The sequence below is a fragment of the Hymenobacter mellowenesis genome (genome assembly GCF_030581005.1).
Taxonomy (GTDB): domain Bacteria; phylum Bacteroidota; class Bacteroidia; order Cytophagales; family Hymenobacteraceae; genus Hymenobacter; species Hymenobacter mellowenesis.
The window spans coordinates 144,887-169,501 of the sequence record NZ_JAUQSX010000002.1 but is presented as its reverse complement, the minus strand read 5'-3'; the positions used below and the strand labels follow the sequence as shown (position 1 = coordinate 169,501).

The window sequence follows — 24,615 nt, the reverse complement described above, 5'->3', positions numbered from 1 at the left end:
CAACGATTGGGCGAATGGCGGTGTTTCTTGTCCCTATGGCTGTCGATTCTCCTCTGTCCCTGGCCCTGGCGGTGCCCGATTCGCGCACCAACGCCGCCCCCACCTCGTTTCCGTTCCGCTCCACGCTCAGCCTGGAGCCGCTAATTGCCTACTGGAAAAAGCGGGAGGAATCGACCAACGCCGGCGTGCGGCTGTTGGCCGAAGCCATTGGCCAGCAGGTGGCGCAGGCCCCCTGGAGCCGCGGCCCCCTGGCCGATGCCTCGGTGCTGGAATGCAACTGCGACTTTGTGGAGACGCTGATGCTGGCCGTGTTTCCGCCGGCCTCGTTTGCTTCCGACATCAGCGGCGTGATTGGGCCGTTTCAGCGGTACTGCTTCTACTCCACCAAGTTGTTTGAAGAGGTGATGCTGAACAAGGACCGCATCATTAAGCAGCCGCTGAACATTGACATGGTGGCCATGGAGCGCCAGATGGGCCTGATGGCTTACCACTTGGTGCTGAACCGGGTGTACGGGGCCGAGATTCCGCCGCTGGGCACCATTGTCTTCACCGTGCCCGACTACAAAATTGGTTTGTACCGCCACTACGGCGTCGATTTCAACTCCGATTTCATCACGGTGAAAGTGGTGGGCGAGCCGCCCGTGCTCACGCCCGAGCAGCTGGAAATGCTGGTACACAACCGCCACCGACCCGAGCTGTGGCGCGAACTGCTGCCGCCCGAGCACTTCGAGCTGGAGGGCTTTAACCTGCTGCATCTGGTGGACATCACCGAGCAGGAAATTCTCTCCGAGTTGAAATACGACCTGCTGGAACGCGACGTGCTGCAAATCCCGGCCCGCTTCGAGCAGATTCAGGAGAAGCTGCGGGTGCTGTTTGCCCAGCCCTCGCTGCAGCTAGGTATTGCCGCCTATGATGAGAAAAAACGGGCCTTTGTGGATTTTGGGCACAAAATCAACCACAGCTTTCTCACCAAGCAGGTACAGAGCAACACCGCCGACGGTAGCTTCCGGCAGATATACGACCGGCTGCTGCGCGAGCGGGAGCCGCTGGTGCTGAAGGACGTGGCCACGGCCGACATTCCGGAAGACCTGCGCCAGCAGATTGTGGGCCTGGGCATTAATTCGGCCATCCTGGCCTTGCTGCCCTACGGCAACGACACGGTGGGCCTGCTGGAGCTGGGCACGCCGCAGGCCGACACGCTCGACGAATTCGACATGGACAAGGTGGCGCAGTTTGTGCCGCTGTTTGCGGTGGCGGTGAAGCGCAACGCCGAGGACTTGCAAGCCCGGGTGCAATCGGTTATCCGCGAGAAGTTTACGGCCATCCACCCCACCATGGAATGGCGGTTTATGGACGCGGCCCGCAACCTGCTCAGCAAGCTCGACGCCGGCAACCGCACGGCCGAGATGGAAGCCATTGTGTTTGAAGACGTGTACCCGCTGCACGGCTCCTGCGACATCCGCAGCAGCAGCACGGTGCGCAACGAAGCCATTCAGGGCGACCTCATTGAGCACCTCACGTTGGCCAACAAAGTCCTGAAAAAAGCCTCCGAATTTCAGGAGTTGCCAATTCTGGACGAGCTGAAGTTCTACGTCACCAAGAACCTGAAGCGCCTGCACGACGGCATGCTGACCGGCGACGAAGCCAATATTTACGACTCGCTGAAGCGTGAGGTGGAGCCGCTGTTTGAGTATTTGGCGGCGCACACGCCCGAGCTGCGCCCCATTATCACCAAATACTGGAGCAATATTGACCCCAAGCTGGGCATTCTTTACAAGCGGCGGCAGGATTTTGAGACGAGCGTGACCACGCTCAACGACGCGGTGAGCGACTACCTCGACGAGGAAGAGGAGAAGGCCCAGTTGATGTTTCCGCACTACTTCCAGCGCTACAAAACCGATGGCGTGGAGTTCAACATCTACGTGGGGAGCACGCTGGTGGAAAACAAGCCGTTTGACCTGGTTTTCCTGAAGAACCTGCGCCTGTGGCAGCTGCTGACCATGGTGGAAATCACGCGCCGCACCGCCGCGCTGAAGGAAACGCTGCCCGTACCGCTCGACACGACCCAGCTTATCCTCATTCATGGCCAGCCGCTAAGCATCCGCTTCCGCCAGGATGAGCGGCAGTTCGACGTGGACGGCGCCTACAACATCCGCTACGAAATCATCAAGAAGCGCATCGACAAAGCCACCGTGCTGGGCACCGGCGAGCGCCTCACCCAGCCCGGTGTCATTGCCCTCGTCTACGCCCAAACCCGCGAAGCCGTGGAGTATTACGAATACATCGACTATCTGCAGGACCGCGGCCTGCTGGAGCCCGGCGTGGAGGAGTTGGAGCTGGAAGAATTGCAAGGCGTGAAAGGCCTGCTAGCACTACGCGTGCGGGTGCGCATTGTGTAGAGCAGCGAGGCTCGATACGACGTTCTTACATCATTATTGCGTTAGCACTGCCTTTTCCTCTTTCCAGAACAGTTTCAAACCGGCACGAAATGCCACCAGCCAGGCCGCGCCGCCGGCAAAGCCCGCCAGCACATCGGTAGCATAATGAGCGTGCAGGCACACCCGCGTGACCCCAATTAGCCCAGCCCACAACAGCAGCGGTGCCACCCAGCGGCGCTGCCGCAGATGCCGGGCCAGCAGCCAGGCCAGGCAGCCGTAGAACGTGAGCCCCAGCATGGCGTGGCCACTCGGAAAACTCATGCCGTAAGTATGCAGCAGGGTATTGACCGGACGGGGCCGGTGGAAATACAGTTTCAGGAGTTGGTTGAGCAGCACGCTGCCGGCCATAGCCAGCATCCATTCCCAAGCCTCGCGCGGATGGCCGAAGCGGCGCATGAGGAGCGGCCCAATGATGCTGGCCGGCAGCAGAAACGGCAGGGAGGCGAAAAACGTGACGAAATTGATGGGCCCGGCTGACCAAGTATTCGCTTTCTGCCAGGCATCGACGGTGGCAAAGGCCCACGTGTCGAGGGCTTGGGAATGGTGCACGAACACCACCCGCGCCATATAAAAAAACCCAGCAAACGCGGCCATGAACAAGGCCAGGCCCAACGCAACTTCGGCCGTAATCAGGCCGGCCAGCGTGAGTAAGCGGGAAGTAAGGCGATTCATGGGCCTAAGCTCCGGGGTGTGGTGAATGAGAAGAATACGTAAAACAGAAAAAGCCAGCCCTAGGGGCTGGCTTTTCTAAACGTGCGCTCGGAGAGACTCGAACTCTCACACCTTGCGGAACTGCCGCCTGAAGACAGCGCGTCTACCAATTTCGCCACAAGCGCAGTTGGGGCTAAAAAGCCGCGCTACCAGTGAAGGAGTGCGGCCTTTTGATGGTGCAAAGATATAGCTCCATTTCACCCCGGCGCAACTTTTACTCCTTTTTTTTCGGCTGGCGGCCCGGCTGGAGGGCACCGCCGATTGTTTCTCAGTTACTTGCTGCATGATATTTTTTTCATGGCCCGGCGTTTTTTCGCATGTTTGAGCCACTTAAGTCCTACCCGGAGCCCGTCGAGGCGGAAAACCCCACCGGTTTCGACCGCGTGGCGTGGTGCTATGATGCGCTGGCGAACCTGGTATTCGGGCCGGCCCAGCGCCAGGCGCAGCAATCGGCCCTGAACGGCCTGCCGGATACGACTTGTCCCCACCTGCTCATCTTGGGCGGGGGCACGGGCTGGGTGCTGACCGAAGTGCTGCGCCGCCGGCCCCACGCCACGGTGCTTTACCTCGAAGCCTCGCCCCGGATGCTGGCCCGCGCCCAGGCCCGCCTGCAGCGCGAATGGCCGCAAGCAGCCGGCCAGGTAGAATTCCGGCACGGCACCCAGGCGGCCCTTGAACCAGTGGAGCGGTTCGACGCCCTCATCACCTTCTTCGTGCTCGATTGCATTGCCGGACCTGAGCTGCCGGCGGCCCTGGCCCGGCTACGGGAGGCGCAGCGAGCGGGCGCGCCGTGGCTGCTGGCCGATTTCCGGCCCGCGCGGCGCGGCTGGCGGCGGTGGCTGCTGGCGGCTATGTACCTGTTTTTTCGGCTGACTACCGGCCTACGGGCGCGCACCCTAGCCAATTTGCGAGCGGAATTGGGCCACCTGGGCATGCAGCCGCAGCAGTCGTCCCTTTTTTTTGGCAAGGCAATGGAGGCCGTGGTCTTTGCGGAAACTCGGGCTGGCTCTGTCTCTGATATTTAATAGTTGGCCTGCATATCTTTAAAACATAATTTTATCATTATAAATCGGGTTCAACTACGCAGAATCTTAAATTCTATTGTAAATTTTCCGCAACTTTGTACCGGTGCAGCTGGCGTGTTGCCGGACCAATACCTTGTTTCGCTATCATTTCTATCTTATGAAAAACCTCGTCCCTATTCTACTGGCGCTGCTTGCCCTGGAGTCCCTTGATGCCACTGCGCAGTCGGCGGCGACCCCGGGGCCGGCGGTGCGCTACACCATGGCTTTCCCCAACGCGGTGCACCACGAGGCCAAGGTGACGGCTACTTTTTCGGGGCTGCCCGGCGGGCCGCTGCACGTGCGCATGGCCCGCAGCTCGCCGGGCCGCTACTCGGTGCACGATTTTTCAAAAAACGTGTACTACGTGGTGGCCACCGACGGTGCCAACCACCCGCTGCCGCTGAACCGGCCCGACCCTTACGGCTGGGACGTGACGCCGGCCGCCGACGGCACCGTCATTTTCAGCTACACCCTGTACGGCGACCAGACCGACGGCACCTACGTGGGCATCGACCAGCAGCACGCCCACCTCAACCTGCCGGCCGCGCTCTGCTACGCCACCGGCCTGGAAGACCGGGCGGCCGAAATCAAATTCGACCTGCCTGCCAACTGGAAAGTGGCCACGCAGCTGCGCTCCGGCGCTGATAAAATGGCGTATTCGGCGCCGAACTTTCAGTATTTGATGGATAGCCCGGTGTCCTTGGGGGCGCAGCAGTTGCGCAGCTGGCAAGAGGGCGACCAGACCATTGAGCTGTCGGTGCTTTACCAGGGTTCAAACAGTGAAATTGACGCCTATGCCAAGAAAGTGCAGAAGGTGGTGAAGGAGGAAAAGGCGATTTTTGGCGAGCTGCCGAAGTTTGACTTCGGGCGCTACACTTTCGTGGCCGACTACCTGAGCCAGGCCACCGGCGACGGCATGGAACACCGCAACTCGACCTCCGTCACCAGCTCGCGCACCCTCAAAGACGAGGACGCTACCCGCAACCTGGGCACGGTGGCGCACGAGTTTTTCCACGCCTGGAACGTGGAGCGCCTGCGCCCGCGCGACCTGGAACCGTTTGACTTCCAGCGGGCCAACATGAGCGACGCCCTGTGGTTTGCCGAAGGCTTCACGCAGTACTACGGCCGACTGAGCCTGCGCCGGGCCAAGCTGATTGAGGACGAAGAGTTTTTCGAGGATATCAGCGGCTGGGTGAACCAGCGCCAGAACGCCCCTGGCGCCCGCTACGCCTCGGCCATCGACATGAGCCGGCAGGCCGCTTTCATCGACGGCGCCGCCAGCAGCGCGCCCACCAACGCGGTGAACACCACCCTCTCCTACTACACGCAGGGCGCCGGCCTGGCGCTGGTGCTCGACATGCAGCTGCGTCAGTTCCACCGCTCGTCGCTCGACAAGTTCATGCAGGCCATGTGGCAGGAGTTTGGCTCGAAGCAGGAAAACTACGCGCCGGCTGCGCCCTACACGGTGAAGGATTTGCAGCGCGTGCTGGGCGAGGTGAGCAAGGACACGGTGTTTGCCGGGCGCTTTTTCCGGCAATACGTGTACGGCCGCGAGACGCCCCGCTTTAGCGAAAACCTGCTGGTGGCTGGCCTGGCCGTGATTCCGACCCGCGTGCTGGGCGCCGCCCTGCCCAACCAGGTGGAGTTCGACGAGGAAGGCCGCTGCATTGTGGCCTATAACACCACCATCGGCTCGGGCCTCTACAAGGCCGGCATCGACCGCGGCGACCAGCTGCTGGTGCTCGACGGCAAGGAGCTCAAAAGCCGCGGCGACCTCGACGGCGTGCTGCACAAGCACTCACCCAGCGACGTGGTGTTTGTGAAGGTGAAAACCCGCGGCGGCGTGGAGCGCACCACCCAGCTCATTCTGGCCGAAGACCCCAATGTGGGCGTGAAGCCGGTGGAATCGGTGGAGAAAATGGTGTACTCGCCGGCTCAGAAGGCGTTGCGCGAAGCGTGGCTGGCCAGCCAGGCGTCCAATTAAGCAGTCCTGAGTTTCAAAAGGCCCTGCCGAAAAGACTAGTGCGATGGCGCTGGTCGTTCGGCAGGGCCTTTTTTACGTCGGCTATAGCGCGGCGGAGTGGCTAATATATTTACCTTTGGCTGGGCCTCGTTGCTTTTAGCACGATGCCAGCTTATATCGTTTAATTTCACCCTTTCGCTTCGTCCTGCCACGCGTTTTATTCCTTTCTTTTTATGGAAATCTTCGAGAAGCTCACCCACGCCGCCAAAGAGTTTTTTATTGAGCCCGAGGAAGGGGCGCCGGCGGCGAATACCCCGCCCACCACGCAATTCGGGACCTCGCAACAGCCAACGGCGGCAGGTTCTACGCCGGCGCCTTTTACAGCGCCGGCCGTGACGCAGGCCGAACAACGCCACCTCGACCACATTGCGGGCCTGCTGGCCGGCGATGGCAAGGATTTCGGAGCCTACATGAAGATGGTGAAGAGCATGGCCGCGGCCGGTATGTCGGGCCCGTTGCTCTACCAAACGGCTTTCAACGCCTTCTCGGCGGTGAATGGCAGCACGGTGCCGGCGCTGCTGGCGTCGGCGTCGCAGTTTGAGCAGGCCCTGGCCACCGACCGCGACAAAGTGCTGAGCCGGCACCGCGAGAAAATGGGCGAGGTGACCGTGCCCGGTGCAGCGCCCAGCGCGGTAGTGCAGCTCACGGCCCAGGAAAAGAAGCTGGCCGCCGACCTCGCCGAACTCACCCGTCAGCTCCAGGCCAAGCAGCAACAGCTCCTTCAGACCCAGCAGCAGTTGGCCGAGGAGCGCCAGAAAACCCAGGCCGCCCTGGCCAGCTACGAACTGGCGAATTCCGCCGCGCTGTCGGAACTGCAAGCGCACCACAAGGCTGCGGAAGCCTTTTTGAACACTGCCAAGTAACAGAAACCTTTACCCTGTTTGATGAATACACCTTTACTGGGTCCGCCATCGCCATCCGACGGCCTTCCCTCCTGGCAAAAGCCTGAAAAAGTGGCCGCCTGGGTTTTTGTGGCCGTGTTGGCCGGCATGGGCGTGTACTATTGGGGCCAGATTCTGCCCTACTTGGTTGATATCGTTTTCGATACGGTGAAGCTGGGCATTGGCCTGGGGGTACTGTTCGTGCTGTTTTTGTTGGCGACGAATAAGCGCATTCAGGCCGGGCTGTGGTATCTGGGGCAGCGCATTTTTCGGACGGCCGCGGGCTTGTTTGTGAACACTGACCCCATCGGCATCATGGAGGACTACATCTCGAACACCGAGAAAGAAGCCCGCAATATGGAGGAGGAAGTGGGCCACATCGAAGGCGCCAGCCAGCTGGTGAAGCGCAAGATGGACGCCAACCGCACCCAGATGCAGGAATACCTGGCCTTGGCCGATTCGGCCGCCCGCCAGGGCGAGAAGGACATGGCCGGAAGCTACGCCAGCCGCGCCGCCCAGCTCGAAGACTACAACAAGCGCCTGCAGCCCATGGCTACCACCACGGCCAACGTGAGCGTGGTCATGCGCCAGATTCTGAAAGCTGCCCTGCGCCAGATTGACGGCTCCAAGTTTAAGGTCAACCTGCTCAAAGATGAGTACGAACTCGTCAAGCGCACCAGCTCGGGCATGCGGGCCGCGATGAACATTTTGCGCGGCGACCCGGACAAGAAGTACTTCTTCGACCTGGCCACCGACCGCGTAGCCCAGGACATGGCCCAGCAGCTGGGCCAGATTAAGCAGGCCATGCGCTACTCGCAGGAGTTCGTCAAGGAGATGGACATCCAGAACGGCGTCATGTCCGAAAAGGGCCAGGCCCTGCTCAGCAAGTACCAGAACGGCGACTTCAACGCCATTATGGATAACGAGGCTCCGGTGCGCCTCAGCAGCGCGGCGGCCACTACCAAAGCCTCTGACGACGCCTACGGCAAACTCCTTGACTAAGGGAATACGACAATGGGCTAAATGAACCCTCTCAGCCCCAGCTCACTTACTCACTTCTTACATTGCCCACGTTCAGCACATTTTCCACCTTTTTTCTAAATGACCACACGCGGTAAAGTTCTCATTGCCATTATCATCCTGGTAGGGCTGTATTTTGGCATCAACAAGCTCACCTCCAGCAACCTGCTTTTTAAGAAAGCGGCCACCGAGTCGGTGTTGCTCAACTCCATTGAGCTGCCCACGGCCACCGGCGGCAACGGCGTGAACACCGTGGTGCCGCTGGCCCCGCTGCCCGGCACCGCGCCCGCCGAAAAGGGCACGCCCGTAGTGTGGGAGGTGATGGCCTGGAACAGCCAGATGGCCGGCATGCTGGCCAACGGCGGCCCGCGCTCCACCACCGGCTCGGCCATGGCTGCCAACGGTTTGGATTTGCAGATTGTGCGCCAGGACGACGTATCGAAAATGCAGGCTGACCTGGTGAAAAACGCGGCGGACTTGCAGAGCAACCCCGCCACCCCGGGCCTGATTGTGAGCATCATGGGCGACGGCCTGCCCGGCTTCTCGGCCGTGCAAACGGAGCTGAAAAAGGCCGGCACCCAACTGCAAATCATTCCCTACTCGGTGGGCAAAAGCTTCGGTGAGGACAAGCTAATGGGCCCGAAAGAGTGGCTTGACAACCCCAAGCTGGCGCTGGGCAAAACCATTGCCTGCTACCTGCGCGACGGCGACCAGAACATCGCCCTGAAGTGGTGCGCCGACAACGGCCTGAAAGTGAACCCCGACGAAACCACCTACGACCCGCAGGCCGTTAACTTCATGTCGTCGAGTGACTTCTTGGTGGCCGCCGAGAAATACATCCTCGGCAAGCCCGAAAGCCGCGACAAGATTGTGGACGGCAAAAACACCGGCGTGAAAGTGGACGTGGTGGCCGACGCCGTGGCCACCTGGACGCCCGGCGACGTGAACATCGCCAAGCAAAAAGGCGGCTTAGTGAGCATTGTGAGCACCAAGGAGTACTCCAACCAGATGCCCAACATCATGGTGACCACCAAGCGCTGGTACGATGCCCACCAGAAAGAGGTGGAAGGCATTATGCTGGCCCATGCTGTGGCCGGCGACCAGGTGAAATCGCACCCCGAGGCCCTGAGCCGCGCCGCCGACATTTCGGCCGATGTGTATGGCGACAAGGACAAGAACGGTGCCTACTGGCTGAAATACTACAAAGGCGTGAGCGAGGCCGACCGCAACGGCGACGTGGTGGAGCTGGGCGGCAGCAAGGTGTTCAACTTCGCCGACAACCTCAACCTGTTTGGCCTGAACGAAGGCGGCACCAACATCTACGCCTCGGTGTACAAGGCCTTTGGCGACGTGCAGAGCAAGCTCTACCCCAAAGAGCTGCCCAGCTACGTGCCGCTGAACGACATGCTCGACCTGACGCTGCTGCGCAACATTCAGGAGCGCTACAAGGGTAAGACCGTGGCTCCGGCCGAAACCCAGAAGTTTGCCGCCGGCGATGAAATCCGCCGCAACGTGAGCAAGAGAGCCTGGAACATCGAGTTCAACAGCGGCCAGAGCACCTTCACCCCCGCCGCTGAGCGTGAGCTGAACCAGTTGTTTGATGACCTGGTGGTGGCCGGCAGCCTGAAAGTGGCCGTGCACGGCCACACCGACAATTCCGGCGACCCCAGCCGCAACCAGCAGCTCAGCGAGGACCGCGCCATGGCCGTGCGCCAGTGGCTGGAGCGCAAAAGCAGCAGCGCCTTCCCCGAAGGACGCATTCAGGTGTATGCCCACGGCGCCACCGAGCCCCTGGTGAGCAACAGCACGCCCGCAGGCAAAGCCAAGAACCGCCGGGTTGAAATTGTGCTGGGCAACTAAGCGCTATTTTCTTCTTCCAGAACGTCATGCTGAGCGGAGTCGAAGCATCTCTACCGCAGTAGTAAATCGAATTGCTACTGCGGTAGAGATGCTTCGACTCCGCTCAGCATGACGTTCTTGCTTTTCAATTTCCTCCTTTCCAATCCGCTATGTTAAAAGACTTATTCGTGCCCAATGCCAAGCCGCGGCCGGGCGTATTCCTCACCATGGTGGCCTGCCAGGTGGCTTTTCTGCTGCTGCTGTGGCTATTTTATCCGCTGCAGCTGTTTCCCACGCTGGGGGAAGTGGTGGCTTCTTTCAAAGATTTGGTGACCACGCAGGGCCTGATTCAGGAGCTGTGGGCCAGCCTGACCACCGCGTTGGGCGCCCTGGGCATTGCCACGGTGCTGGCGCTGCTCATCTCCTACCTCACGGCGCTGCCCTTTTTCCGGCCCATCGCCTACGCGGCCTCCAAAATGCGCTACCTCACCCTCACCGGCCTGACCTTTTTCATGGCCCTGATGGTGAGCTCGGGCCACCAGGTCAAGCTTTCGGTGCTCATCTTCGGGGCTACCGTGTACTTGGTCACGGGCATGACGAGCGTGATTCTCACGACCACCCAGGAGGAGATGGACCACGCCCGCACCTTGGGCATGAGCGAATGGCGCAGTTTCTACGAAGTGGTGGTGCTGGGCAAGCTCGACGAAATGCTCGAGGTCGTGCGCCAGAACTTCGCCATCATCTGGACCATGATTACGCTGGTCGAAACCCTCTACCAGTCCGAGGGCGGCATCGGCCTGTTGCTCTACAAGCAGAACCGCTATTTGCATCTGGCGGGGGTAGTGGCCATTCAGCTAATTATTCTGGCCACGGGCGCACTCCAGGATTACGTGTTTGAATTCCTGCGCCGCACTTTCTTTCCTTACTCCGAACTCAGAGCGGCCAAATAATGACAGATTTTTCTTACAAAGAGCCTATTCTGACACTGCGGGACATTTCCATGCAGTTCGGGGGCGAAGTCATCCTGCGCGACATCAGCCTGGATGTGCTCAACGTGGTGCGGCCGGGCCTGAGCCAGGGGCAAGTGGTGGGTTTTTACGGGCGCTCGGGCATCGGTAAATCGGTGCTGTGCCGCATTATTGCCGGGCTGCTGCCCCCCACCACCGGCACCGTGCTGGTGGCCGACCCGCCGCGCCCGGTGTGCCCCGGCGACGTGGGTTTCGTGCAGCAGCGCTACCCGTTGTTCGACCACCGCACCCTGCTCGACAACCTGCTGGTGGCGGCGGGCCGCAAGCACGCCCCGGCCGAAGCCAAGGCCCGCGCCGAGGACTTCCTCACCCGCTTCGACCTGGCTCCGCACCGGCGCAAGTACCCGGCCCAGCTCTCCGGCGGACAACGGCAGCGGGCGGCCATTGCCCAGCAGCTGCTCTGCTCCGAGCACCTCATCATCCTGGACGAGCCTTTTTCCGGCCTCGACATTGCCATGATTGACGAGGTAAAGAAAATCATCCTCGAAGTCACGACCCTGGATGAGTTGAACACCGTCGTCATCGTTTCGCACGATTTGGCCACCACCACGGCCCTCTCGGACACCCTGTGGCTGCTGGGCCCCGAGCGCGACGCCGCCGGGCAGTGCCTGGCGGGGGCCACCATCAGCAAGCAGCACCAGTACAACCTGGCCCAGATGGGCCTGGCCTGGCAGCCCGGCATTCAGGCCCGGCCGGAATTTGTGCAGCTCATTGAGCACCTGAAAGACGAAATTCGCAAAACATAGAGCTGCGTTGGCAATTAAAACAGCACGTCATGTCTCATCAAGCCCGACATGACGTGCTTTTACATTCCAAAGTAGCCAATCTGATATGCCCCCACGCATTTCCTACCTCCGCAACGAAGCGTTGCCCACCGTGCGGCCCGGCTACCCCGGCAACAAGCTATTCGGCAACGAATTTGCCAACGGCGAGGACCTGTTCGAGCCCAGCTTCGGGACGGTGCTGAAGTGGCAGCTGGCCACCAACCCGCAAAAGGCCGAAAAAAAAGCCGACACCTGGGCGCCCACCGTAGTGGACTGCACGGCCTTTCTAAAAAGCACCGATGACGGGCTGGTGTGGCTGGGGCATTCCACGTTTTTACTCCGCATCGAAGCCACTACCTTTCTCTTCGACCCAGTGTTGTTTTCATCATTGGGGCTGAGACGACGCCACCCGCTGCCCTGCCGTCCCGAGAACTTGACGGACATTGACTTCCTGCTTCTCAGCCACGGCCACCGCGACCACCTCGACGAGCAATCCGTGAAGCTGCTCGCGCAACAGAACCGCGCTATGCATGTATTAGCCCCACTCCGCATGGAGCCGTTGCTTCGTAAAATGGCTCCGTTCTACAGTGTACAGGAGGCAGGCTGGTGGCAGCAGTATCAGATTGATTGGAAAGGGCTGGGCTGGTCGGAACCCAACGACCCTCCTGTAGACGTTTATTTCCTCCCGGCCGCCCACTGGCACCGCCGCGGCCTAACTGATTTGAACCAAGTGCTGTGGGGCAGTTTTCTGATTCGCGCCCGCCAAGCCGACAAACTCATCTACTTCGCTGGCGACACGGCCTACGCCGACCATTTCGAGGCCATCGAAGCCCGCTTCGGCCCCATCGATATTGCTCTGATGCCCATCGGGGCCTACAAACCGGCTTACATGATGGCCAAAAGCCACGTCAACCCCCACGAAGCCGCTAAAGCCGCCAACGTGCTGCGCGCTGGCCACGTGGTGCCCATGCACTACGGCACCTTCGCCTTGGCCGACGAGCCCGCCTCCGAGCCCCTACGCCAGCTCACCGACGTAGCGGCCGGGGGCATGCTGCGCGGCGAGCTGCACGCCCCCGCCGTGGGCGAGGTGCTGCGCTGGCCGGAGTGGGAGTAGCGGTGAGGCGGTGAAATGGGGAGTGATGCAAAGCCCCCGGCAAAGCGGTACTTTTGCCCATTGGTAACGTGGCGATGACACTCACCATCTCACCATTTCACCACCTCACCTCATGTCGCCAACTTTAGTATTGAGCCTGGTTGCGGGCTATTTCGCCGTTCTAATCATCATTGCGGTGCTCACCTCGCGCGGGGCTACCAGCGAAAGCTTTTTCGTGGCCAACCGCAACGCGCCGTGGTACATGGTGGCGTTTGCCATGATTGGCACTTCGCTGTCGGGCGTTACGTTCATCTCGGTGCCAGGCAACGTGTACGGCAAAAGCTGGAGCTATCTGGCTGTGGCCCTTGGCTTTGTGGCGGGCTATGTGGTGATTGGCACGGTACTGATGCCGCTCTACTACCGGCTGCGGCTGGTGAGCATCTATTCGTATCTGGACCAGCGCTTTGGCTACTGGAGCTACAAGACGGGCGCGCTGTTTTTCCTGATTTCGCGCTCTTTGGGCTCGGCCCTGCGGCTGTACCTGGTAGCGGGCGTGCTACAGTTAGCAGTGTTCGATGCCATGGGCGTGCCGTTTGCCGTGACGGTGGTGGTCAGCATCCTGTTCATCTACCTCTACACTTTTAAGGGTGGGCTGAAAACCATTCTCTGGACCGACACTTTCCAAACGCTGGCCATGCTGAGCTGCGTGGCGCTGAGCATTTACTTCATGGCCGATGCGCTGAACTACTCCTTCAAGCAACTGGTGCAGTCGGTGCGCGAAAGCCCGATGTCGCAAATCTATTTCTCGGATGTACGCGACGATAAATTCTTCTGGAAGCAGTTCGCCTCGGGCATGTTCATCACCATCGTGATGACGGGCCTCGACCAGGACCTGATGCAGAAAAACCTGAGCTGCCGCAGCCTCGGCGAGGCCCAGAAGAACCTGTTCTGGTTCACACCCGTCATTGTGAGCGTCAATGTGCTATTCCTCACGCTGGGCGTGCTCATGTACCAGTACGCCGCCGCCCGCGGCATTAAGCTCACCGAGCTGCCGCAGCTGCTGAACCTGAAAGGCACGCTCGATACCGACAAGGTATTCCCCTTCCTGGCCACCACGCAGTTCTCGCTCACGGCCGGCATCATCTTCATTCTGGGCATCATCGCCGTCACCTACGCCTCGGCCGACTCGGCGCTGACTTCGCTCACCACCTCGTTCTGCGTTGATTTTCTCGACATTCAGAAGTACCCCGAGGCTCGGCAGACGCGCCTGCGCCAGCTCACGCACCTGGGCTGGTCGGTGGTGCTCATCGTCATCATCCTCATCTTCCGCGCCCTCAACGAGCAAAGCCTCATTGATGCCGTGTACAAGGCCGCCGGCTTCACTTACGGGCCGTTGCTGGGCCTGTTCGCCTTCGGCATCCTCACCCGGCGGCAGCTGCGCGACCGGTTGGTGCTGCCCACCTGCACGGCGGCCGTGCTGCTCACGCTGCTCATCGTGACGCACTCCGTGGAGTGGCTGAACGGTTACAAATTCGGCTTCGAAATCCTATTGCTCAACGGCGCGCTTGTCTATCTGGGCCTGCTGGCCATCTCGCGCCCAGCGGCCGTGAACCCCCTTCCGCAAACCGCGGTTTAAGCCAGTACGCAGAATTAAAGCAGCGAGTAGTAAGCGCTTCTTTGCATCTGACTACTTGCTACCAACTACTTCGTATTTCATGAATAAGACTATCCTTTCCGGACTGCTGGTGCTGGCCTCGGCTGCGGCTGCGCTGGCCCAAACGGCCCCCGCCGCCCCGCAACAGCCCATTATCCTCAAGGCCGATAACATGCAGGTGCAGGCCCACCCAGCCGCCAATCGCCCCGACCGCGCCCCGGTGTACCCGGGCGGGGAGCAGGCCCTGGGCCTGTTTTTTCTGGATAACATAAAATATCCCGAGGCCGCGCGCGTCAAACAGCTTAGCGGAATCGTGCTGGTAACGGCCACGGTGAATGCGGACGGCACGGTGAGCAACCCGGTGGTGGCGAAGTCGCTCTCGCCGGAGTGCGACGCCGAGGCCCTGCGCGTGGTGCCGCTGCTCACGGGCTGGCAACCGGCCATGCGGCGCGGGCGGCCGCTACCCGTGCTCATCCAGCTGCCGGTACCGTTTGGCGGTGCGGGCAACATGAAGATTGAAATGAATAACCGGCCCTCGCCCGCGTCGGGCCGGCGCGTGAAGTAGTGGGGCGGAGCGTGGTCAGTATTAGGAGCGTGGTCAGTATTAATAGCCCGTCATGCAGAGCGCAGCGAAGCATCTCGCTTGTGTTAGTAATTAGTTGAAGCACGCGAGATGCTTCGCTGCGCTCTGCATGACGGGCTGCCGGGCGATGCTCTCATTCCAGCCCTTCACCCGCGCCTCATGCCCGGCGGCGGAAATTGCCGCGTTATAATTAGTTGATTAGATAAGACCCGATGGCCCGTAGTGGACTCAATACCAGCGGCAACGACGCAACCGCCGACCTGCCCAAACCCAAAGTAAACAGAGAGTCGTTGCGGCGCGGCCTGCGGATTTTCCGCTACGTGCTGCCCTACCGCAGCAAATTCATTATCGGCATGGTGCTGCTGGTGCTCAGCAGCATCAGCACCATGTCGTTTCCGTGGATTGCGGGCAAGCTCGTGAACGCGGCCACCGACAAGCCGCTGGTGCTGCCCGGCGGGCTGGTGCTCGACATCAACCGCATTGCGCTGATGCTGTTCCTGGTGACGGTGTTGCAGGGCCTGTTTTCGTTCGGGCGCATCTGGTTTTTCACGCAGGTGAGCGAGTTTTCGGTGCGCGACATTCGGCAGGCGCTCTACGCCAAGTTTGTGCAGTTGCCCATTCCGTTTTTTGAAAAAAACCGCGTGGGCGCCATCACCTCGCGCATTACCAGCGACGTGGGCCAGATTCAGGACTCGTTTTCGCTCACCCTGGCCGAGCTGTTCCGGCAGGTGTTCACGCTCGTCGTCGGCATTGCCCTGATTATGTTCGTGTCGTGGCGGCTGTCGGCGTTTATGCTGCTCACCTTCCCGCCCATTGTGCTGGCGGCGGGCCTGTTTGGGCGCAAAATCCGCAACCTGTCGAAGACCGTGCAGCAGGAGTTGGCCCACACCAACACCATTGTGGAGGAAACCCTGCAAGCCATCAATTCGGTGAAGGCTTTCACCAATGAGCGGTTTGAAACCGCCCGCTACAACGCCTCGCTGGGCAAGGTGGTGCGAGCCGCCCTACAGAGCAATTTGTACCGCGGCGGCTTTGTGTCGTTTGTCATCATCGGCCTGTTTGGCGGCATCATCCTGGTGCTGTGGCGCGGCGCCACGCTGGTGCATGCCCCGCTGAGCGACCCCAACCACCTCGATATTGGCGATTTGGTAACGTTTATCATCCTCACCGCCTACATCGGGGCCTCGGTGGCGGGCCTGGGCGAGCTCTACGGCAAGGTGCAAACCACGCTGGGGGCCTCCGAGCGCATCCTCGAAATTCTGGACGAAGCCCCCGAGCCCACGCACATCGAGCCGGCCGTGGGGCTCACCCCGGCCCGCATTCAGGGCGATATCCGGTACGAGCACGTGGCCTTCCGCTACCCCACCCGGCCCGACGTGCCGGTGCTCAAGGACATTAATTTCCACATTTCGGCGGGCGAGAAAATTGCCCTCGTGGGCCCCAGTGGCGCCGGCAAAAGCACCATTGCGGGCCTGCTGATGCAGTTTTATCCGCTCAGCGGCGGCCGAATTATCGTGGACGGGCACGATGTGGACGCCTATGACCTGACGGCCCTGCGCCGCCACATCGGCATTGTGCCGCAGGAAACGCTGCTCTTCGGCGGCACCATCCGCGAGAACATTGCCTACGGCAAGCCCGGCGCCTCCGACGCCGAAATCATCGAAGCCGCCCAGCGCGCCAACGCTTGGCAGTTCATCCAGGCCTTCCCGGAGGCGCTCGATACGGTGGTGGGTGACCGGGGCATCAAGCTCTCGGGCGGGCAGCGCCAGCGCGTGGCCATCGCCCGCGCCATCCTGAAAAACCCCGCCATCCTGATTCTAGACGAAGCCACGTCTTCGCTCGATAGCGAAAGCGAAAAGCTAGTGCAAGGCGCCCTTGATGAGTTGATGCAGCACCGCACCAGCCTCATTATCGCGCACCGCCTTTCGACCATTCGCAAGGTTGATAAAATCCTGGTAATTGACGGCGGTCGCATCGTGGAAGCCGGGTCGCACGAGGAGCTGAGCGAGCGCGAAGGGGGGCTGTACGCGAATTTGCTGCGACTGCAGTTTGAATTGACGTAGGAGTTGGTTTTGAATACTTGACATGGCCCTTGCTTCGTTGAAATCAACGAAGCAAGGGCCATAATTATTTAAGCCAATGAGAAGGACAAGGATAAGCATTCAATCTAATAGAACCCGATGCATTACATTGCCAGATTTGATGCCATTTGTAAGTGTGCTCCTGCTGGTAAGCTTTATGTTCCTGCCTACTGGACGTTTTGAAAGTCCCAGTCATGGTGTAGTTAAAGACGCCCAATTGCCATTTAATAACGCAGTCTGCTGGCGCGATGGGACGGGCTCTAATCCAGTCATCAGCATTGACCATACGAATAATTTCTCTTTCGGAATTCAAGAGTTTGAACCTGGTAAACCAACGGCGGGCGCAATACGCGCTGCTGTTACCCAAAGAGTTTGTGCGAACCACGGCATTCAACTCAATAACCAGCAAAAAGCTCAAGCGAATAAGTTGGCTTGGCTTTCCGTTAATGCAGAAGCGCTTCCTGCATTACTCTGCCTAGGTTCACAGCAACAGCCTGAACCAACTCAATCAAGAAAATTGAATCTGCTTAGCGACAAGCAGTTGCAAGAATATGTTGCAGCAGCGAAAATCGAAACAGATTTGATTCTAAAAAGGCATATGTCCGTTTACATAAGAATAGATGCCAATGCCGGAGCAGGTAGAGTTATGCACCTGATAGACATCCTTCAAGACATTGGAATCAACCGTTTTGAGCTGATGGCTCAGGGAAGATAAATACTGCCCATTTCCTCATAATCCGAACCAGTAAAGCATTCAACCCGCGCCCCAAGCGCGGGTTTCGTATTTTTAGCCCCTCAACAAATCCCCCTCACTCTCTCCTTACTGATGAGCAAGCACTTCGCAAGTTTCTCCGTTGCCGTGGTAGCGGCTACTCTGCTGGCCGCGCCGGCCGCGCACGCCCAAATCCGCACGCCCGCCGCCAGTCCCCAAAGCACCATTACGCAGCGCGTGGGCCTGACGGATGTAACCATTGTGTACTCGCGGCCCAGCGCCAAGGGCCGCAGCATTTTCGGCAGCGACAACTCGCTGGTGCCCAATGGCAAGCGCTGGCGCACCGGCGCCAACGCCACCACCAGCATCAAATTTTCCGATGACGTGACCATCGAAGGCAAGAAGATTCCGGCCGGCGAATACGGCATCTACACCGTGCCGCGCCCCGGCGAGTGGACCGTGGTGCTGAATAAAAGCCTCAAGCAAGGCGCTGATGTGGACGGTTTCAAGGACGACCAGGACGTGGCCCGCTTCACCATCAAGCCCTACAAGGTGAGCAACAAGGTGGAAACCTTCACCATCGCCTTCACCGATCTGACGCCCGCCACGGCCAACGTGGACATGCAGTGGGAAAACACCGGCGCCAAATTCAAAATCACCGCCGATGTGGAAAGCAAGGTAATGGCCCAGATTGACGAGAAAGTCATCAAAGCCGCCACCCCCGCCCCGGCTGACCTGGCCGCCGCCGCCGTGTACTACTACGACAACAACAAGGACCTGAAGCAGGCCGTGACCTGGATGGAAAAGGCCAACGCCGCCGAGCCCACCAAGTACTGGAATCTGAACACGGAAGCAAAAATCCGCCTGAAAATGAAGGACTACGCCGGCGCCACCAAAGCCGCTGAAGCCTCGAAGAAAGCCGCCTTGGCCGCCACGCCGCCGAACGGTGAGTACGTGAAAATGAACGAGGAACTGATGGCGCAAGCCAAGAAGATGGGCAAGTAATTCAGCCCGAACGGCACGCCTGGGGAAACCTCACCCCCAGCCCCTATCCAAAAGAGAGGGGAGCCTGACGAATTTTATGAAAAAGCCCCGATTCCTGACGGAATCGGGGCTTTCTTTTTGGGATGTAGTCTGGCGTCCACCCCGCCGTGGCTCCCCTCTCCGCGGGAGAGGGGCTGGGGGTGAGGTTTCCCCGGGCGCGCCGCCAGTATTTGCTACGGCAACACCTTCACCGCCAGCTGCGAGGCATTGGCTGCCGAGTGATACAGCCGGTGCGTGGCGGCCTGGAAATCGGCCTCGTCAGCTTTGTAGATGTTATCCACATACTTCTGCGGGTTCCTATCTACCAGCGGGAACCAGGTGCTTTGCACCTGCACCATGAGGCGGTGGCCGGGCTGGAAGGTGTGCATGAGGTCCTGCACAGTGAAGGGCACGGCGGTGATTTGGCCGGGCGTGAAGGGCTCCGGTTTGGAGAAGCTGTTGCGGAAACGGGCGCGCATGACCTCGGAGCGCACCATTTGCTGGTAGCCGCCGAGGTGCACGCTGGGGTTGACGCGTGGGTTGTCGGGGGTATTGTCGGGGTACACGTCGATGATTTTCACCACCCAGTCGGCATCGGTGCCGGTGGTGGCCACTTGTAACAGCGCCTCGATGGGGCCGGCCAGGGTGAGCGGGGCGGTGAGGACGTCGGTTTGGTAGGTGAGCACGTCGGGGCGGCGGCTGGCGAAGCGCTGGTCGTCGGTCATGTACTCGCGGGTCATGCCCGTGGTGGTGGCTTCGGAGAAGGGCACGGGGTGAGCCGGGTCGCTTACAAACTGGTCGAATTCGGTGCCGCTGGTGGGCTTTTCGAAGCTGATTTTGCCGTTGGGCTGGAAATAAAGCATCTTATCCTGCGCGGCTTTGGGCGGCCAGGCGTCGAAGGTGCGCCACTGGTTGGTGCCGCTCTCAAACACGGTGGCTTCGGGCAGGTTGGCGGGCTTGCCGTCTTTCAGGTAGGCCTTGAAAAACGGGGCTTCGATGTCTTTCTGGTAATAGAGCGAGGGCGCCGCGCCGTAGGCCACGTTGCCCACGATTTCGCCCGGGCCGCGCGCCCAGCCGCCGTGCACCCAGGGGCCCATCACGAGGCTGTTGCGCAGGCCGGGATTCTGTTTTTCAATGGCGCTGTAGATGTGCAGAGCGCCGAATAAGTCCTCGGCGTCGTTGAAGCCGCCCACGGTGAGCACGGCCGTGCCAGGCTGCAGGTTTTTGAGGTGGGGGCGCAGGTCGCGGGCCTGCCAGAACTCGTCGTAGTTGGGGTGCTCTACCAGGTCGTTCCAGAAGCCCACCTGGCCCTTGTAGTAGCGGGCATCGGCGTTTTTCAGCGGGCCCATCTTCATAAAGAAATCGTAGCCGTCGGGCGTACCATGCTTGAAGGCGGGGTTGCCGGTGGGTGTGGGCTGCGGCCGGGGCAGGCCGAACGAGGCCAGGAAATTGAAGGCGTGGGGCAGGAAAAACGCACCGTTGTGGTGGAAATCGTCCCAAAACCAGTCGGCGATGGGCGCCTGGGGCGAGGCGGCTTTCAGGGCCGGGTGGCGGGCCAGCAGGCCGGTGGCGGTGTAGTAGCCGGGGTAGCTGATGCCCCACTGGCCCACGCGGCCGTTGTTTTTGGGGGCCTGCTTGTTCTTGAGCAGCCACTCGATGGTGTCGAAGGTGTCGGTGCCTTCGTCCACGTCGGTTTTGCTCTTATGCACCTCCTTTTCGGGGCGCACGTCGATGAAGGTGCCCTCGCTCATGTAGCGCCCGCGCACGTCCTGGTACACGAAAATGTAGCCCTCGTGCATCATCTCGGTGCTGGGGCCGAGGTTCAGCTTCATCCGGGCCGACTTATAGGGCCCGATTGCGTAGGGCGTGCGGTTCAGCATGATGGGGTAGCGCACCTTGTCGGCGTCATTGGGCGCGTACACGATGGTATAGAGCTTCACCCCATCACGCATCGGAACCTGAAACTCCGACTTTTTATAATGCTCCTTGATGTAGGAAGTATCGGCTATGATGGTGGCGTAGCGGGCCTTATCAACATCGGACCACACCGGGTACGGAGCTCCTACCTGCTGGGCCTGGGCGTGGGTTGCCGCGGCGCCAAGCACCACCGCAAACAGTAAAAGGGATTTCATGCTGCGTAAGATTTGAGTGGGAGAGTGGCGGTAAAGGTAGAAGTTCAAATTAATGCTTTGCAGCCGGACGGCCTGCTCTGGCTAAAAGGCCGTCATGCAGAGCGCAGCGAAGCATCTTTACTGCGTAAGTAAATCCTGTCGATTGAATTACTCACGCGGTAGAGATGCTTCGGCTGCGCTCAGCATGACGTTCTCTTTTTGTCCTACCTCCCACTCTATTCCCCCTTTCCTACTTCGGCCCCCGGCCCTGCATGATGAGCAGGCGCTTCACGTTATCGACCTCAATCTCATCGGGCTGAGTGGCGAGCACGCGGCGCAGGTCCTTGGGCGAGCGGCCGCCGAAGACGACTACCGTGAGGCCGGCGGCGTGTGCCTGCGCGCTTTGCTCGGGCGTCACGCGGTCGGCGTCGAGCACCACAGTATGGACTTTCTGCGTTTTGGCTACCTGCAGGCCGGTGGCGAACTCATCAGAGGCGATTTCGAGACCGATGCGCACGCCGGGCATGGCGGCGCGGGCCAGCCCGATGGTAGGGCCTTCCTGGGTGATGAAGAGGACGTTGGCGGGCGGCACGTGGTAGCGGGCCAGGCAGCGGGCAATCTGACGGACGAGCAGCGGGGTGCGGTCGTGCTGGTGGCCGGCGGGCAGGCACTGGTCGTCCTCGTGCAGGTCGAGGTGGATGTAGGGGAAACTGGGGCGGCGGTTGAGGCGGGCCAGCAGCGTGTCGAAGCTGATGGGGCGCTCCTTCTGGATGAGGTCGTAGGGGAAGCCGCCGCGGTAGCGGGCCTGCGTGATTTCGGCCGCCGTGCGCTGGCTGATGCAGCCCAAGGCGGTACTGCCGTCCTCCATTTTCTGGTCGTGGTAGAGCATCACCACGCTGTCGCGGCTCATTTGGAGGTCGATTTCGACGCCATCAGCCCCGCGCAGCAGGGCGCGCCGGATGCCGCGCCAGCTGCTCGGCGGCCGGTAATTGAAGGGGCTGATGGGGGTATAAAAGCCGGAGCCGGCGTGGCCCAGCACCACCAGTTTGGGATTGGCCACGGGCTTGGTGGCGGTGCAGCCGGCCAGGGCCAGCAGCATTATCAGCGCCAGCGAAGTGGCGAAGGGTAATTTTCTCATGCAAAAGCGAAAGCCTGGCGCGGGCCGGTTGGGGGCTGAACGGTATTGGGTAATTGGGGTTGTAGAGACGCGCCACTTCGCGTCTTCGGAACCGCACCGTTCGGGAAAAGCGGGCGCGTCCGAACAGTATCGTTCAACGGCAAGACGCGAAGTGGCGCGTCTTTACCCCCCCCTGATACCGCGCGGCTTATCCAGCAAGCTAAACAGGAAGGTGTAGGCCACCACCAGCCAAGCCGAAAACCACACGTCGGACGGATAGTGCGCGCCCATGACCAGCCGCCCCAGCATGATGATGCCGGGCAGCACCAGCAGCGGCACGCGCCAGCGCGGGAACGCCAGCGCCAGCGGCCAGAACAGGCTGAAATAAATAGCGGTATGCGTCGAAGGGAACGAGTCGTTGTGCGGGCCGACGGCCCAGAGCCCGGTGCCCGGGTATCCGCCACTGAATAGCACCTCCGGCCGCAGCCGATGCACGGTGCCCTTCAGCACGTTGGAGGTGCCCTGGCTGGCAATGTGGGTGAGCAGCACGATGAGCGCCAGCGTGCCCCAGCGGCGCTTCAGCACCCAGCGTCCCAGCACAAAAAGCCCCAAAAGTCCCATCCACAGCACTGGCAGACCCAATACATGGGTGTACATCGACGCCTCGTAAGCATTATCAGCCGCGGCGGTGTAGGCCGAAAAGAACGGCTCGGCCCAGCCGGTGTGGCGATGAATGAACAGGGTAATCGGCTGGTCGAGGAATAGGATGAGTAGCGCGCAGGCGGGCAGCGTGAGGGCCGTGAACAGGAGAAACTGGCGAAGCGTCATGGAGCGAATGTAGCGTGGACTCTGCGAGTCCGCGCAGGCATGGAACATTGGGTGCGCGGACTCGCAGAGTCCACGCTACGGCTAGCCCAGCTCCTGGTTCAGGGCCACGATGGCCGTTTGGTAGTCTTCGCGGCCCACGATGAACTGGATGTTCACCTTGCGCAAGGCGAAGCCCGCGCTGCGGATGTTGATGCCGGCATCGGCCAGGGCCTTGGCGGCGCGGGCCAGCAGGCCGGGCTCGTCGATGTTGGAGCCAATGAGGCAGACCAGGGCGGCGGTTTGCACGGTCACGTTCTCGTACTTGGCTTCGAGGGCGGCCATGAGCTGGGGCTTGAGGTCCTTCTCCCAAATGAGCAGCGTGATGCTGTTGGCGCTGGTGGCCTTGAAGATGTAGCTCACCCCGAGGTCGAAAAACACCTGCATCAGGTGCAGGTCGAACCCGGCGGCACCCACCATCAGCGGGTCGTGAATGTCGATGATGGTGACTTTGTCGGTGCCGGTGATGACTTCGATGTGCTTCTCCTTCGACACAAAATCGCGGGTGATGAGCGTACCGGGGTGGTCGGGCTCGAAGGTGTTTTTGATGCGCAGGTTGATGGCGTTTATCTCCAGCGGCTTCGAGGCCTTGGGGTGAATGGCCTCCATGCCCACGTCGGCCAGCTGGTCGGCCACGTCGTAGTTGGTGAAGCCGATGGGCCGCACCTGGTCCACGCCCACCAGGTTGGGGTCGGCCGAGCTGAGGTGGTATTCCTTGTGAATGATGGCCTCCTGCGGGTGCACGGCCACGGCAATCTTGCTGAACGTGACTTCGGAATAACCGCGGTCGAACTCGCGCATGATGCCCTCTGTGCCCTTGGTGTAGCCGGTGGCGATGCAGATGGTTTTCAGGAAATCGATGTCGGCAAAAGCCTGACGGATGCGCTCATCAATGGTCAGGGCCTGGGCTTCATCGAAGCCACTGAGGTCAACCAGCGTAGCGTGCAATCCTTTGCTTTGCAGAATATTAACCGAGTTGAAGGCCGAGTGCGCCTCCCCTATCGAAGCCAGGATTTCGCGGGCCGCCTGCAGGATATTGGCGCTGTTGACGTAGCCCGAGGCCAGCACGTTCACGAGGCTGTCGAGGTAGGTCTGGGCCTGGTCGATGCGGTGCTGAATGAAGGTATCGGCCACGGCCAGGTTCAATCCCAGCGGCTCGTAGTCCTTGTTCAGCTCCTTCAGCTTCTCCGCCACCAGCTGCAGCGCCGAGCGAAACTCCTGGTGCTGAGTGATGCGGTGGTAGACGCCGGGCTCGCCGGTTTTCTTGTTTTCGAGCAGCCAGTTGGTGACGTTGGCGTAGGCCGATACCACGAATACGCGGTTGTAGAGGGCCGCGCCTTCGCGCTTGTGGAAGATGATGTTGTCGAGGACGTCGGCGAAGGCGGTCATCGAGGTGCCGCCGATTTTTTCAACTGTGAGCACGGGTATGTAAAAAGGCCCGCAGGCCTGAAAAGGTAATCAGAAAACAAAAGAACGTCATGCCGAGCGCAGCCGAGGCATCTGGCGCGCGGCAGTTCCTCAAACGATTGGGGTAACTACCGCACGCCAGATGCCCCAGCTGCGCCCGGCAAGACGAGAAATGTAGCGTGGACTCTGCGAGTCCGCGCAT

The 24,615-nt window shown here is 60.5% G+C and carries 19 protein-coding genes and 1 tRNA gene; 14 read left to right on the top strand and 6 right to left on the bottom strand.

Annotated elements, in window-relative coordinates:
* Window positions 1-35 precede the first annotated feature (35 nt).
* Window positions 36-2,399 carry a GAF domain-containing protein gene (locus Q5H92_RS04705; protein WP_305010338.1) on the top strand — a complete coding sequence of 788 codons (2,364 nt, stop codon included), beginning with the start codon at window positions 36-38 and terminating at the stop codon, window positions 2,397-2,399.
* Window positions 2,400-2,432: 33 nt separating this feature from the next.
* Here the strand turns inward: Q5H92_RS04705 and Q5H92_RS04700 are convergent, their stop codons facing one another.
* Together Q5H92_RS04700 and Q5H92_RS04695 are read right to left on the bottom strand one after the other, a co-directional pair.
* Window positions 2,433-3,110, bottom strand: coding sequence for a phosphatase PAP2 family protein (locus tag Q5H92_RS04700; protein WP_305010337.1), 678 nt, complete (start codon window positions 3,108-3,110; stop codon window positions 2,433-2,435).
* Window positions 3,111-3,192: 82 nt separating this feature from the next.
* Window positions 3,193-3,274: transfer RNA gene (locus Q5H92_RS04695), tRNA-Leu, on the bottom strand.
* 192 nt (window positions 3,275-3,466) lie between these two features.
* On the opposite strand from Q5H92_RS04695, the gene Q5H92_RS04690 reads away from it, so the two are divergent.
* From Q5H92_RS04690 to Q5H92_RS04630, 13 genes are all read left to right on the top strand, one after another.
* The gene (locus tag Q5H92_RS04690; protein ID WP_305010336.1) at window positions 3,467-4,174 is read left to right on the top strand and encodes a class I SAM-dependent methyltransferase; all 708 of its coding nucleotides are present in this window, start codon (window positions 3,467-3,469) and stop codon (window positions 4,172-4,174) included.
* 157 nt (window positions 4,175-4,331) lie between these two features.
* Window positions 4,332-6,197 carry a M61 family metallopeptidase gene (locus Q5H92_RS04685; RefSeq protein ID WP_305010335.1) on the top strand — a complete coding sequence of 622 codons (1,866 nt, stop codon included), beginning with the start codon at window positions 4,332-4,334 and terminating at the stop codon, window positions 6,195-6,197.
* A 212-nt stretch (window positions 6,198-6,409) separates the two neighbouring features.
* Complete coding sequence (locus Q5H92_RS04680; protein ID WP_305010334.1) at window positions 6,410-7,099, top strand: hypothetical protein; 690 nt, start codon at window positions 6,410-6,412, stop codon at window positions 7,097-7,099.
* A gap of 21 nt (window positions 7,100-7,120) precedes the next feature.
* Window positions 7,121-8,119, top strand: coding sequence for a PspA/IM30 family protein (locus Q5H92_RS04675; RefSeq protein WP_305010333.1), 999 nt, complete (start codon window positions 7,121-7,123; stop codon window positions 8,117-8,119).
* Window positions 8,120-8,218: 99 nt separating this feature from the next.
* Complete coding sequence (locus tag Q5H92_RS04670) at window positions 8,219-9,997, top strand: OmpA family protein (RefSeq protein ID WP_305010332.1); 1,779 nt, start codon at window positions 8,219-8,221, stop codon at window positions 9,995-9,997.
* A 149-nt stretch (window positions 9,998-10,146) separates the two neighbouring features.
* Entirely contained in the window at window positions 10,147-10,926 is a 780-nt protein-coding gene (locus Q5H92_RS04665) for an ABC transporter permease (protein WP_305010331.1), read from the top strand.
* Window positions 10,926-11,750: an ATP-binding cassette domain-containing protein gene (locus tag Q5H92_RS04660; RefSeq protein ID WP_305010330.1), complete on the top strand. Its 825-nt coding sequence runs from the start codon at window positions 10,926-10,928 to the stop codon at window positions 11,748-11,750. Before Q5H92_RS04665 ends, Q5H92_RS04660 begins: the two co-directional genes overlap by 1 nt.
* Before the next feature lie 85 nt (window positions 11,751-11,835).
* Window positions 11,836-12,882, top strand: a complete 1,047-nt coding sequence (locus Q5H92_RS04655; RefSeq protein WP_305010329.1) for an MBL fold metallo-hydrolase — start codon at window positions 11,836-11,838, stop codon at window positions 12,880-12,882.
* Window positions 12,883-12,994: 112 nt separating this feature from the next.
* Window positions 12,995-14,497, top strand: a complete 1,503-nt coding sequence (locus Q5H92_RS04650; protein ID WP_305010328.1) for a sodium:solute symporter — start codon at window positions 12,995-12,997, stop codon at window positions 14,495-14,497.
* A 79-nt stretch (window positions 14,498-14,576) separates the two neighbouring features.
* Window positions 14,577-15,080 carry an energy transducer TonB gene (locus Q5H92_RS04645; protein WP_305010327.1) on the top strand — a complete coding sequence of 168 codons (504 nt, stop codon included), beginning with the start codon at window positions 14,577-14,579 and terminating at the stop codon, window positions 15,078-15,080.
* Between the two features lie 230 nt (window positions 15,081-15,310).
* Entirely contained in the window at window positions 15,311-17,161 is a 1,851-nt protein-coding gene (locus Q5H92_RS04640; RefSeq protein ID WP_305010326.1) for an ABC transporter ATP-binding protein, read from the top strand.
* Between the two features lie 154 nt (window positions 17,162-17,315).
* Complete coding sequence (locus tag Q5H92_RS04635; protein ID WP_305010325.1) at window positions 17,316-17,894, top strand: ExbD/TolR family protein; 579 nt, start codon at window positions 17,316-17,318, stop codon at window positions 17,892-17,894.
* A gap of 111 nt (window positions 17,895-18,005) precedes the next feature.
* Window positions 18,006-18,896: a DUF2911 domain-containing protein gene (locus tag Q5H92_RS04630; RefSeq protein ID WP_305010324.1), complete on the top strand. Its 891-nt coding sequence runs from the start codon at window positions 18,006-18,008 to the stop codon at window positions 18,894-18,896.
* Between the two features lie 212 nt (window positions 18,897-19,108).
* Here Q5H92_RS04630 and Q5H92_RS04625 read toward each other — a convergent pair whose 3' ends face one another.
* The 4 genes from Q5H92_RS04625 to Q5H92_RS04610 form a co-directional block, all read right to left on the bottom strand.
* Window positions 19,109-21,046, bottom strand: a complete 1,938-nt coding sequence (locus tag Q5H92_RS04625; protein ID WP_305010323.1) for a CocE/NonD family hydrolase — start codon at window positions 21,044-21,046, stop codon at window positions 19,109-19,111.
* 229 nt (window positions 21,047-21,275) lie between these two features.
* Window positions 21,276-22,163, bottom strand: a complete 888-nt coding sequence (locus tag Q5H92_RS04620) for a glycerophosphodiester phosphodiesterase (RefSeq protein WP_305010322.1) — start codon at window positions 22,161-22,163, stop codon at window positions 21,276-21,278.
* A 162-nt stretch (window positions 22,164-22,325) separates the two neighbouring features.
* The gene (locus Q5H92_RS04615; protein WP_305010321.1) at window positions 22,326-22,970 is read right to left on the bottom strand and encodes a phosphatase PAP2 family protein; all 645 of its coding nucleotides are present in this window, start codon (window positions 22,968-22,970) and stop codon (window positions 22,326-22,328) included.
* Between the two features lie 81 nt (window positions 22,971-23,051).
* Window positions 23,052-24,428, bottom strand: coding sequence for an aspartate kinase (locus Q5H92_RS04610; protein ID WP_305010320.1), 1,377 nt, complete (start codon window positions 24,426-24,428; stop codon window positions 23,052-23,054).
* Window positions 24,429-24,615: the final 187 nt, after the last annotated feature.